Origin of the sequence: Mycobacterium sp. (assembly GCF_019243155.1) — a bacterium.
In the GTDB taxonomy this organism is placed as follows: domain Bacteria; phylum Actinomycetota; class Actinomycetes; order Mycobacteriales; family Mycobacteriaceae; genus Mycobacterium.
Window position 1 is genome coordinate 1 of sequence record NZ_JAFAUS010000054.1, and the last position, 13,025, is coordinate 13,025.

Annotated in this window: 12 protein-coding genes and 1 pseudogene; 8 read left to right on the forward strand and 5 right to left on the reverse strand. The window is 69.2% G+C overall.

What is annotated here, in order from left to right; genetic code table 11:
• Window positions 1-843, reverse strand: a pseudogene (locus JOZ00_RS27645) (wax ester/triacylglycerol synthase domain-containing protein); the annotation flags it as partial.
• Between the two features lie 168 nt (window positions 844-1,011).
• Between JOZ00_RS27645 and JOZ00_RS02830 the strand changes: the two are divergent.
• Window positions 1,012-4,299 (forward strand): error-prone DNA polymerase, encoded by a 3,288-nt coding sequence (locus tag JOZ00_RS02830; protein ID WP_293339324.1) that lies wholly within the window; start codon window positions 1,012-1,014, stop codon window positions 4,297-4,299.
• Window positions 4,300-4,308: 9 nt separating this feature from the next.
• Here the strand turns inward: JOZ00_RS02830 and JOZ00_RS02835 are convergent, their stop codons facing one another.
• Window positions 4,309-4,722 (reverse strand): TIGR03667 family PPOX class F420-dependent oxidoreductase, encoded by a 414-nt coding sequence (locus JOZ00_RS02835; RefSeq protein WP_293339327.1) that lies wholly within the window; start codon window positions 4,720-4,722, stop codon window positions 4,309-4,311.
• A 23-nt stretch (window positions 4,723-4,745) separates the two neighbouring features.
• Between JOZ00_RS02835 and JOZ00_RS02840 the strand changes: the two genes are divergently transcribed.
• Window positions 4,746-5,390 carry a nitroreductase family protein gene (locus JOZ00_RS02840; protein ID WP_293339330.1) on the forward strand — a complete coding sequence of 215 codons (645 nt, stop codon included), beginning with the start codon at window positions 4,746-4,748 and terminating at the stop codon, window positions 5,388-5,390.
• A gap of 1 nt (window position 5,391) precedes the next feature.
• Here the strand turns inward: JOZ00_RS02840 and JOZ00_RS02845 are convergent, their stop codons facing one another.
• Window positions 5,392-5,718 carry a YciI family protein gene (locus JOZ00_RS02845; RefSeq protein ID WP_293339333.1) on the reverse strand — a complete coding sequence of 109 codons (327 nt, stop codon included), beginning with the start codon at window positions 5,716-5,718 and terminating at the stop codon, window positions 5,392-5,394.
• A gap of 30 nt (window positions 5,719-5,748) precedes the next feature.
• Window positions 5,749-6,219 (reverse strand): tRNA (cytidine(34)-2'-O)-methyltransferase, encoded by a 471-nt coding sequence (locus tag JOZ00_RS02850; RefSeq protein WP_293339336.1) that lies wholly within the window; start codon window positions 6,217-6,219, stop codon window positions 5,749-5,751.
• 17 nt (window positions 6,220-6,236) lie between these two features.
• Here JOZ00_RS02850 and JOZ00_RS02855 point away from each other — a divergent pair, with 17 nt between their 5' ends.
• The 6 genes from JOZ00_RS02855 to JOZ00_RS02880 all read left to right on the forward strand — a co-directional run bounded on the left by JOZ00_RS02855 (window position 6,237) and on the right by JOZ00_RS02880 (window position 11,867).
• Window positions 6,237-6,851, forward strand: a complete 615-nt coding sequence (locus JOZ00_RS02855; RefSeq protein ID WP_293339339.1) for a class I SAM-dependent methyltransferase — start codon at window positions 6,237-6,239, stop codon at window positions 6,849-6,851.
• Between the two features lie 279 nt (window positions 6,852-7,130).
• Complete coding sequence (locus JOZ00_RS02860; protein ID WP_293339356.1) at window positions 7,131-9,944, forward strand: ATP-binding protein; 2,814 nt, start codon at window positions 7,131-7,133, stop codon at window positions 9,942-9,944.
• Entirely contained in the window at window positions 9,941-10,342 is a 402-nt protein-coding gene (locus JOZ00_RS02865; RefSeq protein ID WP_293339342.1) for a serine protease inhibitor, read from the forward strand. Before JOZ00_RS02860 ends, JOZ00_RS02865 begins: the two co-directional genes overlap by 4 nt.
• A 6-nt stretch (window positions 10,343-10,348) precedes the next feature.
• A complete protein-coding gene (locus JOZ00_RS02870) occupies window positions 10,349-10,723 on the forward strand; it encodes a DUF742 domain-containing protein (protein ID WP_293339345.1) in 375 nt (124 codons plus the stop codon).
• On the forward strand, window positions 10,704-11,291 hold the full coding sequence (locus tag JOZ00_RS02875) for an ATP/GTP-binding protein (RefSeq protein ID WP_293339348.1): 588 nt from the start codon (window positions 10,704-10,706) through the stop codon (window positions 11,289-11,291). Before JOZ00_RS02870 ends, JOZ00_RS02875 begins: the two co-directional genes overlap by 20 nt.
• 6 nt (window positions 11,292-11,297) lie before the next feature.
• Window positions 11,298-11,867, forward strand: coding sequence for a pentapeptide repeat-containing protein (locus tag JOZ00_RS02880; protein ID WP_293339350.1), 570 nt, complete (start codon window positions 11,298-11,300; stop codon window positions 11,865-11,867).
• 15 nt (window positions 11,868-11,882) lie between these two features.
• On the opposite strand, the gene JOZ00_RS02885 is transcribed toward JOZ00_RS02880, so the two are convergent.
• The coding region (locus JOZ00_RS02885) for an ABC transporter permease (RefSeq protein ID WP_293339353.1) at window positions 11,883-13,025 on the reverse strand (1,143 nt) is incomplete at its 5' end.

The window sequence follows — 13,025 nt, forward strand, 5'->3', positions numbered from 1 at the left end:
CGGGCAGGTACGACAGCATGGCGGAACGGACCGGCATCGGCGCCAGGGTGCGCAGGGAATCGGCCCGCGGCTCTTCGCCGCGGCCGAGCAGGACCGTCCGGAAACCCTCGGTGATGGCGGCCAGCGCGACGTCGTTGGCGGTGACTCCGAACTTGCGGCAGACGTTGTCGACGTCGACGATCGGGACCCGCACCGTGCTGTAGCGCCGCGACGTGGCGGCCGCGTCGCCCGACGGCGCTCGCAGAGCGGGCACGACCGCCCCGACGAGCGTGTTCGTGACGGCATTGGCGACGGACGAAACGCGCCACAGCGCGTCCACCCACCCCTGCTTCTTCGCGAGCGGGGCGAAACCTGTTTGCTTTCAGCGTGGTTGGCGAATGCGTCGCCGTCGGCGTCGTCGCACAGCCTGGAGAGCAGATGCGCGGCCGAATTACCGTCGAGCAGGCCGTGATGGGTTTTCATCAAGATCGCCCACCGGTTGCCCGTCAAGCCCTCGATGACCCAGCACTCCCAGGGCGGCCGCTCCGGGTCGAGCGGATTCTCGAGGGCCAGCGCGACGGCCCTCGACAGCTCCGTCTCATCACCCGGGCGCAGGATCGCCATGTGTCGCACGTGATGGGCCAGGTCGAGTTCCCCACAGTCGACCCATTCCTGGTCCACCGGATGCGCCCGCAACACCTGCGTGCACCGGGGTATCGACGTAACCCGTTCGGCGACAAGCTTTTTGAGGCGGTTGTAGTCGGGCATGGCGCCGTTGACGATCGCGACCGCGCCGATCGCAAGGCTCGCCTGCTGGTCCGGGTCCTGGGCTTTCAGGAAAGCCGTATCCAGTGTCTGCGCCATGCTCAACCCCGCCGCCGTCAATTTTTGCTCTTGTACCAGTATCTGCGAAGCGCCTCGGGGCGGTAAGCCTCGCAGCGTTAAAACCGTGTTTAGGAGTTGAAGATCCGTTTAACAACCGTTGTCCTGGCGCGTGGTTAAATCGAACATACTTTCGATACACTGGGGAACGTGGGCTGGTTTAACGGGCCGCCGAGTTGGGCGGAGATGGAGCGGGTGCTCGACAGCAAACCGCGCCACGCCGGCGTGCCGGCTGCGGCCGGGCCCGCCGAAGACAGCCCGCTGTCGCACAAGCGCCCCACCTACCGGCCGCCCGACGACGGCCGGACGTCCCGCTCGTCGATCGCCTATGCCGAGCTGCATGCGCATTCGGCGTTCAGCTTCCTGGACGGGGCGAGCACGCCGGAGGAGATGGTCGAGGAGGCCGCCCGGCTGGATCTGCGCGCGCTCGCGATCACCGACCACGACGGCCTGTACGGGGCGGTGCGGTTCGCCGAGGCGGCCGCCGAACTCGACATGCGCACCGTCTTCGGCTCCGAACTGTCGCTGGGCTCGGGCGCCCGCACCGAGCAGCCGGATCCGCCCGGCCCGCACCTGCTGGTGCTGGCCCGCGGCCCGGAAGGCTATCGGCGGCTGTCGCGCCAACTGGCCGCCGCGCACCTGGCCGGCGGCGAGAAAGGAAAGCCGCGCTACGACTACGACACGCTGACCGAGGCGGCGGGCGGGCACTGGCACATCTTGACGGGATGTCGGAAAGGACCTCTGCGCCAAGCGCTTTCGAGCGGGGGGCCGGAAGCTGCGGAACGGGCGCTGGCCGATCTGGTCGACCGGTTCGGGGCCGCCAGGGTCGGTGTCGAGCTGACCGGGCACGGTGACCCCCTCGACGACGAGCGCAACGCGGTGCTGGCCGGGTTGGCGCCGCGCTTCGGGGTCGGCGTCGTGGCCACCACCGGGGCGCATTTCGCCCATCCGTCCCGCCGCCGGCTGGCCATGGCCATGGGTGCCATCCGCGCCCGGCAGTCCCTGGACTCGGCCGCGGGATGGCTTGCCGCGCTTGGTGGCTCGCACCTGCGGTCCGGCGAGGAGATGGCCCGGCTGTTCGGGCAGTGGCCCGAGGTGGTGACCGCGGCCGCCGATCTCGGCGAGCAGTGCGCATTCGGGCTGGCGTTGATCGCGCCGCAGCTGCCGCCGTTCGACGTGCCCGCGGGGCACACCGAGGACAGCTGGCTGCGGCAGCTGACGATGACGGGCGCGCGCGACCGCTACGGGCCGGCGGACAGCGCGCCACGCGCGTACTCCCAGATCGAGCGCGAGCTGAAAGTCATTGCGCAGCTGACATTTCCGGGCTACTTCCTGGTGGTGCACGATATCGCCCGGTTCTGCCGGCAGAACAACATCCTGTGTCAGGGCAGGGGGTCGGCGGCCAACTCCGCGGTCTGTTACGCCCTCGGGGTCACCGCCGTCGATCCGGTGGCCAACGAGCTGTTGTTCGAGCGCTTCCTGTCGCCCGCCCGCGACGGGCCGCCCGACATCGACATGGACATCGAGTCCGATCAGCGTGAAAAGGTCATCCAGTACGTCTACGACAAATACGGCCGTGACTACGCCGCCCAGGTCGCCAACGTCATCACCTACCGCGGCAAGATCGCTGTGCGCGACATGGCCCGCGCCCTGGGCTTCTCGCAGGGTCAGCAGGATGCGTGGAGCAAGCAGATCAACCACTGGAACGGGCTGGCCGACTCGCCCGACGTCGAAGGCGTTCCGGCGCAGGTGATCGAGCTGGCCAACCAGATCCGGAACCTGCCGCGGCACCTCGGCATCCATTCCGGCGGCATGGTGATCTGCGACCGCCCGATCGCCGACGTGTGCCCGGTGGAATGGGCACGCATGGAGAATCGCAGCGTCCTGCAGTGGGACAAAGACGACTGTGCGGCAATAGGTTTGGTGAAGTTCGACTTGCTCGGCCTGGGGATGCTCTCGGCGCTGCATTACGCCATCGACCTGGTGGCCGAACACAAGGGGATCGAGGTGGACCTGGCCAGGCTGGACCTTTCCGAACCGGCGGTGTACGAGATGCTGCAGCGCGCCGACTCCGTCGGTGTGTTCCAGGTGGAGTCGCGCGCGCAGATGGCCACCCTGCCCAGGCTCAAGCCCCGGGTGTTCTACGACCTGGTGGTCGAGGTCGCGCTGATCCGCCCCGGCCCCATCCAGGGCGGATCGGTGCACCCCTACATCCGGCGGCGCAACGGCTTGGACCCGGTCGTCTACGACCACCCGTCGATGGAGCCGGCGCTGCGAAAGACGTTGGGGGTGCCGCTTTTCCAGGAGCAGTTGATGCAGCTCGCGGTCGACTGCGCCGGCTTCTCGGCCGCCGAGGCCGATCAGCTGCGGCGGGCCATGGGGTCCAAGCGCTCGACCGAACGGATGCGCCGGCTGCGCGACCGGTTCTACGACGGCATGCGTGCGCTGCACGGTCCCTCCGACGAGGTGATCGACCGCACCTACGAAAAGCTGGAGGCATTCGCCAATTTCGGCTTTCCCGAAAGCCACGCGCTGTCCTTCGCGTCGCTGGTGTTCTACTCGTCGTGGTTCAAGTTGCACCACCCGGCGGCGTTCTGTGCGGCGCTGCTGCGTGCGCAGCCGATGGGGTTTTATTCGCCGCAGTCACTGGTGGCCGATGCGCGCAGGCACGGTGTGGCGGTGCACGGCCCGGACGTCAACGCCAGTCTGGCGCACGCGACGCTCGAGAACGCCGGCACCGAGGTCCGGCTGGGGCTGGGTGCGGTCCGGCACATCGGTGAAGACCTCGCCGAACAGCTTGTCGAGGACCGAAAAGCCAACGGCCCGTTCGCTTCTCTGCTGGACCTGACGACCAGGTTGCAGCTGTCCGTGCCGCAGACCGAAGCGCTGGCGACGGCCGGGGCGCTGGCTTGCTTCGGCATGTCCCGGCGCGAGGGATTGTGGGCCGCCGGGGCGGCCGCCACGCAACGGCCGGACCGGCTGCCCGGCGTGGGCTCGTCGTCGCACATCCCGGTGCTGCCGGGCATGAGTGAGCTGGAGCTGGCCGCCGCCGACGTGTGGGCGACCGGCGTCTCCCCGGACAGCTATCCGACCCAGTTCCTGCGGGCCGACCTGGACGCGATGGGCGTGGTGCCCGCCGACAAACTGCTCTCGGTGCCCGACGGCGACCGGGTGCTGATCGCGGGCGCGGTGACCCACCGGCAGCGGCCCGGCACCGCCCGCGGTGTCACCTTCATCAACCTCGAGGACGAGACCGGCATGGTCAACGTGCTGTGCACGCCACAGGTATGGGGACGGCATCGCAAGCTGGCGAACTCGGCCCCGGCGCTGTTGGTGCGCGGGCAGGTTCAAAACGCCAGCGGCGCGGTCACCGTCGTCGCCGAACGGCTGGGCCGCATCACCCTGGCCGTCGGCTCGAAGTCCCGCGACTTCCGGTGAGCCGGCGAGCTAGGCCGGCGTGGTCCAGACTTTAGTCGGGGTGATCGCCAACCGGGTGCTGAACGCGTCCATCGAGATTCCCTCGGCCGACTCCAATTCCTTGGCGAGCTCGCCGTACTTCGCCCAGTACGGTGCGTCGTCCTTGCAGTTCACGTCGGTAGCATCTACCGCCGCGGTCCCACCGATCACGATGATGCCGCCGCCGCGACCGTCTGAATCCAGGTTCAGGCTCACCTGGGGGTGCGCCTTGATGTGGGTGACCTTGGCGGCCTGCGGCATCGAGTACACCGTCAGCCGGGTGCCATCGAAGTAGAACCAGACCAGCCGGGGCACCGGCTGTCCCGATTTGGCGACGGTGGTAAGCCACCCGAAGTTCTCGGTCTCGAGCCTGCTGGAAACCTCTTGCGTCAGTTCGATGCTCATAGCAGCGAATGTAGCCTCCACGTATGACCCTCAACCTGTCCGTCGACGAAGTCCTCACCACCACCCGCTCGGTCCGCAAACGCCTCGATTTCGACAAGCCGGTCAGCCGCGACGTGCTCATGGAATGCCTCGATCTGGCCCTGCAGGCGCCCACCGGTTCCAACTCGCAGGGCTGGCAATGGGTGTTCGTGGAGGACGCCGACAAGAAGAAGGCGATCGCTGAGGTCTACCTGGCCAACGCCCGCGGATACCTCGCCGCGCCGTCGCCCGAGTACGGCGAGGGGGACACCCGCGGGGAGCGGATGGGCAAGGTTCGCGATTCAGCGAGTTACCTCGCCGAGCACATGCACGAGGCGCCGGTGCTGATGATTCCCTGCATTGAAGGCCGCGAGGACAAGATGCCGCTGGGCGGTGTCTCGTTCTGGGCGTCGTTGTTCCCGGCCGTCTGGAGCTTCTGCCTGGCGCTGCGTTCCCGCGGGCTGGGCACCTGCTGGACGACACTGCACCTCCTTCGCGACGGCGAGCAAAAGGTGGCCGACGTCGTGGGCATCCCCTACGAACGGTTCAGCCAGGGCGGCCTGTTCCCGATCGCCTACACCAAGGGCACCGACTTCCGTCCGGCCAAGCGGCTGCCCGCCGCCCAGCTCACTCACTGGGACACCTGGTAGGTCACTTGGTCAGGGGCCACACCTCGACGACCCCATGCGCGACCGCGCACGGGGTCTGGCTCACCAATTCGATCGCCGCGTCGAGATCCTCGGCCTCCAGGACGGCGAACCCGGCGATCGGCAGTCCCGATTGCAGAAAGGGCCCCGCCTCGGTCTGAAGGCCGGCGCCCTCAGGATTGCGCACCTGCACGGGTTGTTCCGCGCGTCCAATGAGTGCGCCCGCCGCGCGCAATGCGTCGTCGTGCGCGTGCGCGGCCTGCCGGCACTCGTCGCTCACCCGGTGGTAGCCGGTCGCGTCGCCGTACCCGATCGTGATGAAGGTAGCCATGTCAATGCTGACCGGCGCGGGCCGCGTTACTCATCGCAAGCGCGCGCCGGGATAGCCGTGCTGGCGCCAGGCCTCGTAGACGGCGATGGCCGCGGCATTGGACAGGTTCAGCGAGCGCCGACCGGCCAGCATCGGGATGCGCACCTGATCGGTGATGTGCGCGTCGGCCAGCGTCGCGGCATCCAGCCCGGTGGGTTCGGGCCCGAACATCAAGACGTCGCCGACCCGGTAGCGGACATCGGCGAAGGACGTCGCCGCGTGCGAGGTGAACGCGATCACCCGCGCCGGCATCAGCGCATCCCATGCGGCCGCTAGCGACGGGTGCACCGTGACCGACGCCAAATCGTGGTAGTCCAGCCCGGCGCGGCGCAGCTTCGGCTCGGACAGGTCGAAGCCCATCGGCTCAACCAGATGCAATTCAGCGCCGGTGGCCGCCACAGTCCGGATCGCGTTGCCCGTGTTGGGCGGGATCCGGGGCGACACGAACATCAGTTTGAACACAACGCGATAATGGTCGCATGGTCGAGCAGAGCATCTGGATGCAGAAAGTCGCTGCCGATGCCGGACATTCGCAGTGGTATATCGAGCGGTTCCGTGCCATGGCCCGCGCCGGCGACGACCTGGCCGGCGAAGCCCGCTTCGTGGACGCGATGGCACCCCGCGGCGCCCGCATCCTCGATGCCGGCTGCGGGCCCGGCCGGTTAGGCGGGTATCTCGCCGCGGCCGGTCACGACGTGGTCGGTGTCGACGTCGATCCGGCGCTCATCGAAGCGGCCGAGCAGGATCACCCCGGCCCGCGCTGGCTGGTCGGTGACCTCGCCGAGCTCGACCTGCCCGCGCGCGGCATCGGCGAACCGTTCGACGTGATCGTGTCCGCCGGCAACGTCATGGCCTTCTTGGCCCCGAGCACCCGGGTCCAGGTGCTGGGCCGGTTGCGGGCCCACCTCGCGGCCGACGGCCGGGCGGCGATCGGCTTCGGCGCGGGCCGCGACTACGGCTTCGCCGAGTTCCTCGACAACGTGACGGCCGCCGGACTCACTCCCGACCTGCTGCTCTCCACCTGGGACCTGCGGCCGTTCAGCGACAACTCCGACTTCCTCGTCGCAGTCCTTCGGCGGGCGGACGCCGCTTAGGGCGCCAGTGCCGCTGTGCCACCGGAACTTTGGCCCTTCGGTGTTTGCCAGGGTCGTTGCCGGCGCAAGAGACCGCCGGGGCGGGGTGGTGTCCTCTCAGTAACGATTCTGGTGACCTGGGCCGCAGCCTGTCATACTCGTCGGATTGCCACGTTCACGCGCTCGCGCCCATCTGGCGTGGCACGGGTGGAATAAAGCAGGAAGTCTCATGAGCCTCACGTTTCTTTTAGCGCGAAGCGTCAGCGCAGCGGCCGGTCGCGCGGCCGTGACGACGTGACCATGTTCGCCCGCCCCGGCAACGCGGCCGAGGCGGAACCGGTCGGGCCCGCCCCGCTACGTGGAACCGAGGCGGCCGCGAAACGCCCGCCGGGCTGGTCGCCGAGCAACTGGCCGGTTCGGTGGAAAGTCCTGGCAATCGTGCTGGTCCCGCTGATCTTGGCGACGGTCTTCGGTGGCCTGCGCATCAACAGCGCGATGGCGAACTCGAGCGGTCTGCGGCTGGCGGCGGCTCGCGCCGACGTGCTGCCGGCGATCACCAAATACATGTCCGCGCTCGACGTCGCGCTGCTGGCGAGCTCGACCAACCGCGACGTCGAAGGCGCGAAGAAGAACTTCGAGGCCCGCAGGGGCGAGCTGGTGGCGCGGTTGGACGACACCGACGTGACGACCGACGTCCGGTCGGCGGTGAACACCCTGCTCAACGGCGGCCAGGCGCTGCTGGACAAAGTCGCGGACAACAGCATCGGGTTGCGGGAGCGGGTGACCACGTACGCGCCGTTGCTGTTGACGGCCGAGGACGTCATCAACGCGTCGGTGCAAGTCGACGACGAGAAGATCCGGGCCGAGGCGCAGGGCCTGAGCCGCGCGGTCGGGGCCCGCGGGCAGATGACCATGCAGGAGATCCTGGTGACCCGCGGCGCGGACCTGCCCGAGCCGCAACTGCGCACCTCGATGATCACCTTGGCCGGTACCGAACCGTCGACGCTGTTCGGGATGAGCGAGGTGCTGGGCGCCGGTTCGCCCGAAGCCAAGACGTTGCAGCAGCAGATGGTGACCCGGATGGCGGTCATGTCCGATCCGGCCAGCCAGCTCGTGGACAATCCCGACCTGCTGAAGTCGATACAGACCACCGACGGCATCGCCGAACAGGTCATCAACGACGCCACGGCGTCGGTGACCAAGTCGGTGCACGCGCAGGCCGATGAGCGGCGCAACGCCGCGATCATCGACACCGTCGTGGTGCTGGCCGCGATCGTGATCGCGCTGATCGTCGTGTTGCTGGTGGCCCGGGAGCTGGTGCGCCCGCTGCGCGTCCTGCGCGACGGCGCGCTCAAGGTCGCCCACACCGACCTCGAAGACGAGATCGCCCGGGTCAAAGCCGGTGGGCCCGAACCGATTCCGACGCCACTGCCCGTGTACACCACCGAGGAGATCGGCCAGGTCGCGCACGCCGTCGACGAACTGCACACCCAGGCCCTGCTGCTGGCCGGGGACGAGGCGCGGTTGCGGCTGCTGGTCAACGACATGTTCGAGACCATGTCGCGGCGCAACCGTTCGCTGGTCGACCAGCAGCTGGCACTCATCGACCGGCTGGAGCGCAACGAAGACGATCCCGAACGCCTCGACAGCCTGTTCCGGCTGGACCACCTCGCGGCCCGGCTGCGCCGTAACAGTGCCAACCTGCTGGTGCTGGCCGGCTCGCCGCTCGCGCGCGATCAGCGCGACCCGGTCGCGCTGACGACGGTGATCAACGCCGCGGTGTCCGAGGTCGAGGACTACCGCCGCGTGGAGGTCGCCGGCCTGCCGGACTGCTCGCTGCTCGGCGCGGCCGCGGGCGGCAGCATCCACCTGTTCGCCGAGCTGATCGACAACGCCCTGCGGTACTCGCCGCCGACCACGCCCGTCCGGGTCTCCGCATCACCCGGCGGCGACGGCGGAGTGGTGGTGCGGATCGCCGACGCAGGCCTGGGCATGAACGACGCCGACCGCCGCATCGCCAACATGCGGCTACAGGCAGGCGGCGACGCCAGCCCCGACAACGCCCGCCACATGGGCCTTTTCGTGGTCGGCCGGATCGCCGCGCGGCACGCCATCCGGGTGGGACTGCGCGGACCGGCGGCCAACGAGACGGGCTCGGGTACCACCGCGGAGATTTACCTGCCGCCGACGGTGCTCGAAGGGATGGCCGCGATGGCACCGGCCGAGCCGCGCGGCGCCCGGATGCGGGCGGTCTCGTCGCCCAGCGCCAAGCTCGCCGCCGCGAACGCCGCGCCGGTCGCCGCCGAGGACGAAGCGGACCAGCGCCCCGGCCGACCCGAACCGGCCGCCCAGAACCCGTCCGGACCGTCGATCACGTTGTTGCCCAGGCGCAATCCGGGCTCCAGCGGCATCGCGGGAGTCCCCGAAAAACCGCCCGCGCAGCAGCCCCGGCGGCAACGGCGCGAACTCCCCACCCCGTGGTGGGATAAAGAGTCTGCGTCGCAGGCAACCCCGGCCCCGCCGCAACCGGCGCCACCGAAACCGGCTCGTGCGGCCTCGGACACGTCGGCGTTCTTCGCGGCGCGATCGCGGGACGCCGGACACCGGCCGCAGGCCCCGGCCGAGCGGCCCGCGAGGCCGGTCGAGAGCGCGCCGAGCGCGTCGATCCCGGCCGCGCCGAAGGTGACGCCCGCTCCAGCCGACGACGACGTGATCTACCGGCGCATGATGTCGGAGATGCTGGGCGATCCGCACGACCTGGTCAACAGCCCCGATCTAAATTGGCAGTCGGTATGGGATCGTGGTTGGAGCCTGGCAGCCGCGGCCGAGGACAAGCCCGTCGAGTCGCGCACCACCGACCACGGCCTGCCGGTCCGCCAACCGGGCGCCCGGCTGGTGCCCGGTACCGCTAACGGAGGTCCCCCCGAGGAGGATGAGGACGCCGCGGGCGACAACGGGACCAACGGCATATCGCGGTCCGGGCGGGAGCCGCAGCACGCGGCGACGGCGCGCGACCCCGATGCGGTTCGCGCCTCGTTCAGCAGCCATTTCGGTGGTGTGCGCACCGGACGGTCGCATGCCCGCGACACGAACCAAGGATCTGATCAGGAATGACATCACCCGGCAACTCGCTCGACTGGCTGGTGACGGGGTTCGCCCGCGAGGTCCCCGGCGTCGCGCACGCGTTGCTGGTTTCCGTCGACGGGCTGCCCATCGCCGCCAGTGAACACCTCCCGCGCGAACGGGCCGATCAGCTGGCCGCGGTGGCCTCCGGACTGGCCAGCCTCGCGACCGGCGCCGCGCAGCTGTTCGAGGGCGGGCAGGTGCTGCAGTCGGTGGTCGAGATGCAGAACGGCTACCTGTTGCTGATGCGGGTCGGCGACGGCTCGCACCTGGCAACGCTGGCGACGACGTCGTGCGACATCGGTCAGATCGGCTACGAGATGGCCGTCCTCGTCGAGCGGGTGGGCGGCGTGGTGCAGTCCACCCGCAGATCCGTATCGCACTCGTGAGCCGCGATGGACAGCGACGAGCCCCGGGCGACCCCGCGTAAGGGGAACCTGGTCCGTCCGTACACCTTGACCGCCGGCCGGACCGACACCAACGTCGACCTTCCGGTGGAAGCGCCGATTCAGACGCTGCAGGCCGGGCTCGTCCACCGGTGGCCACCCGACGATGCGAGAGGCAAGATCATCCAACTGTGCGTCAGCAGCCCGTCGGTCGCCGAAATCTCGGCCCGGCTGGATCTGCCGCTGGGTGTCGCGCGCGTCCTGGTGGGCGATCTGGTGTTGTCGGGCTACCTTCGGGTGCATAGGACGTTGTCCGAGCGTTCGACCCGGGATGAGCGCCACGATTTGATTGGAAGGACCCTGCGTGGCCTTAAAGCACTCTGACGCGCACTCCGATCGGGAGAGCCACGCGTCGACGAAGATCGTCATCGCGGGCGGCTTCGGCGCCGGCAAGACGACGTTCGTCGGGGCCGTTTCGGAGATCATGCCGCTGCGCACCGAGGCCATGCTCACCGACGCCTCGACCGGCGTCGACGCGCTCGAGGCCACCCCCGACAAGCGGACCACCACCGTCGCGATGGACTTCGGCCGGATCACCCTCGAGGAAGACCTGGTGCTCTACCTGTTCGGCACCCCGGGCCAGCGGCGGTTCTGGTTCATGTGGGACGACCTGGTCCGCGGCGCCATCGGCGCCATCGTGCTGGTCGACTGCCGGCGCCTGCAGGACAGCTTCGCCGCCGTCGACTTCTTCGAGCACCGCAACCTGCCGTTCCTGGTCGCGGTCAACGAGTTCGACGGCGCGCCCCGCTATCCGGTCGCCGAAGTGCGCGAGGCGCTGACCCTGCCGACGCACATCCCGGTGATCACCGTGGATGCCAGGGACCGACGGTCGGCGACCGACGCGCTGATCGCGGTCAGCGAGTACGCGTTGCAGAGCCTGGCCGCGAGCTGAATCGCATTGCCGCAGTGGTTCGATCGCGAATTCGACGGCGTCGATTTCCGCGACTTTGCTGACGAGGATCTGAGCCGGCTGCACACCGAGCGGACCGTGTTCACCGGATGCAACTTCAGCGGCGTCAACCTCGCCGAGTCGCAGCACCGCGCGTCGGCGTTCCGCAATTGCACGTTCGAGCGGACGTCGCTGTGGCATAGCTCGTTCGCCCAGTGCAGCATGCTGGGCTCGACCTTCGTGCAGTGCCGGCTGCGGCCGATCACGTTCGACGAGGTGGATTTCACCCTTGCCGTGTTGGGCGGCAACGACCTTCGCGGTGTGGACTTGAGCGGCTGCCGGCTCCGGGAGACCAGCCTGGTGGAGGCCGATCTGCGCAAGGCCGTGTTGCGCGGCGCCGACCTGTCCGGGGCGCGGACCGCCGGCACGAAACTGGACGACGCCGATCTGCGGGGAGCGACCGTGGACCCCGCGCTGTGGCGGACGGCTTCGCTGGCGGGCGCCCGTGTCGACATCGGCCAGGCGGTGGCGTTCGCGCAGGCGCACGGGTTGCAGCTGGCCGGGGGCCTGGACGGCTGATCAGCGCGTCCGGCCTCAGCGTTTGAGTCGGAGCCGCCAGCGCACCAGGACGGCGTAGACCACCGACTGCACGGCCAGCATGCCCATGTCGAACAGCCACGCCGCCGGTGTGTGCTGGTAGTGGTGGTCCCTGGGGCTCTGCGGTCCGGGTGAAACCGTCCACAGGTCGACGGTCGAGCCCTGCGCCGCGTAGCTCCAGCGCGAGGGCACCAACCAGGACAATTGATCGAGGAAGACCCGGTTGGTCACCGGCACGATCCCGCCGGAGAGCACCATCTGTCCCATCAGCGACACCACCAGCAGCGGCATGATCTGTTCGTTGGAGCGCGCCAGCGCCGACAGCAGCAGGCCGAGCATTGCCGCGGCCACACACGTCGCGGCGACCGCGACGAACAGTTCGAACGTCGCGTTCCCGAGTAGCACGGCCGGCCGCGCGGGCGGGCCCTTGCCCAGCACCACGATGGCGGTGGCGATCGCAGACTGGACGATCGCGAATCCGCAGAAGACGGCGATCTTGGCCAGCAGATATGCCCCGGTCGATAGGCCGACCGCCTGCTCTCGCCGGAAGATCGGGCGCTCGCCGATCAGGTCGCGGATCGTCAGCGCCGTGCCCATGAAGGCCGCGGCGATGGTCAGCAGGGTCAATATCATCGCGGCTTCGCCGGCGGACTCGCTCGTCGGATCCGCGTAGCCGAAACCGGTGTGGCCGGGAACGGTCAGCGACAGCGCCCCCATGATGAACGGCAACAGCGCCAGAAACACGAAGTACGCGCGGTCGGCGACGACCAACCGAACCTGGCGCCGGGCGATCGTGGAGAACTGGCGGCCCATGCCGGTCAGCGCCGGGACGCCGAGGTCGGCCGGCGCCTCCGTGTGGCTGGGCGGGGGCGGCTTGTTCTGGGCGAGAAAGCGGCGGTTGGCCTCGTCCGGGTCGGCGCCGACCTTCGCGAAGATCTGGGCCCAGTTGGTGGTGCCCATCGCCGCGCCGATCCGGTCGGGCGGGCCCATGAACGCCGTCTTGCCACCGGGCGCCATCAGCAGCACCTGGTCGCAGAGATCGAGGTAGGTCAGCGAGTGCGTGACCACCAGCACGACGCGGCCCGCGTCGGCCAGCTGCCGCAGCATGGTCATGACCTGCAGGTCCAGTGCGGGGTCCAG

What these genes read in the sequence shown, in the direction of transcription:
- JOZ00_RS02835 (WP_293339327.1), bottom strand. Translation starts at nt 4,722, where the DNA reads ATGAGCATCGAACTGACGCAAGAGGTTTCCAGCAGGCTCGAGACCGAG.
- JOZ00_RS02840 (WP_293339330.1), top strand. Translation starts at nt 4,746, where the DNA reads ATGACCCTCAACCTGTCCGTCGACGAAGTCCTCACCACCACCCGCTCG.
- JOZ00_RS02845 (WP_293339333.1), bottom strand. Translation starts at nt 5,718, where the DNA reads ATGGCTACCTTCATCACGATCGGGTACGGCGACGCGACCGGCTACCAC.
- JOZ00_RS02855 (WP_293339339.1), top strand. Translation starts at nt 6,237, where the DNA reads ATGGTCGAGCAGAGCATCTGGATGCAGAAAGTCGCTGCCGATGCCGGA.
- JOZ00_RS02860 (WP_293339356.1), top strand. Translation starts at nt 7,131, where the DNA reads ATGTTCGCCCGCCCCGGCAACGCGGCCGAGGCGGAACCGGTCGGGCCC.
- JOZ00_RS02865 (WP_293339342.1), top strand. Translation starts at nt 9,941, where the DNA reads ATGACATCACCCGGCAACTCGCTCGACTGGCTGGTGACGGGGTTCGCC.
- JOZ00_RS02870 (WP_293339345.1), top strand. Translation starts at nt 10,349, where the DNA reads ATGGACAGCGACGAGCCCCGGGCGACCCCGCGTAAGGGGAACCTGGTC.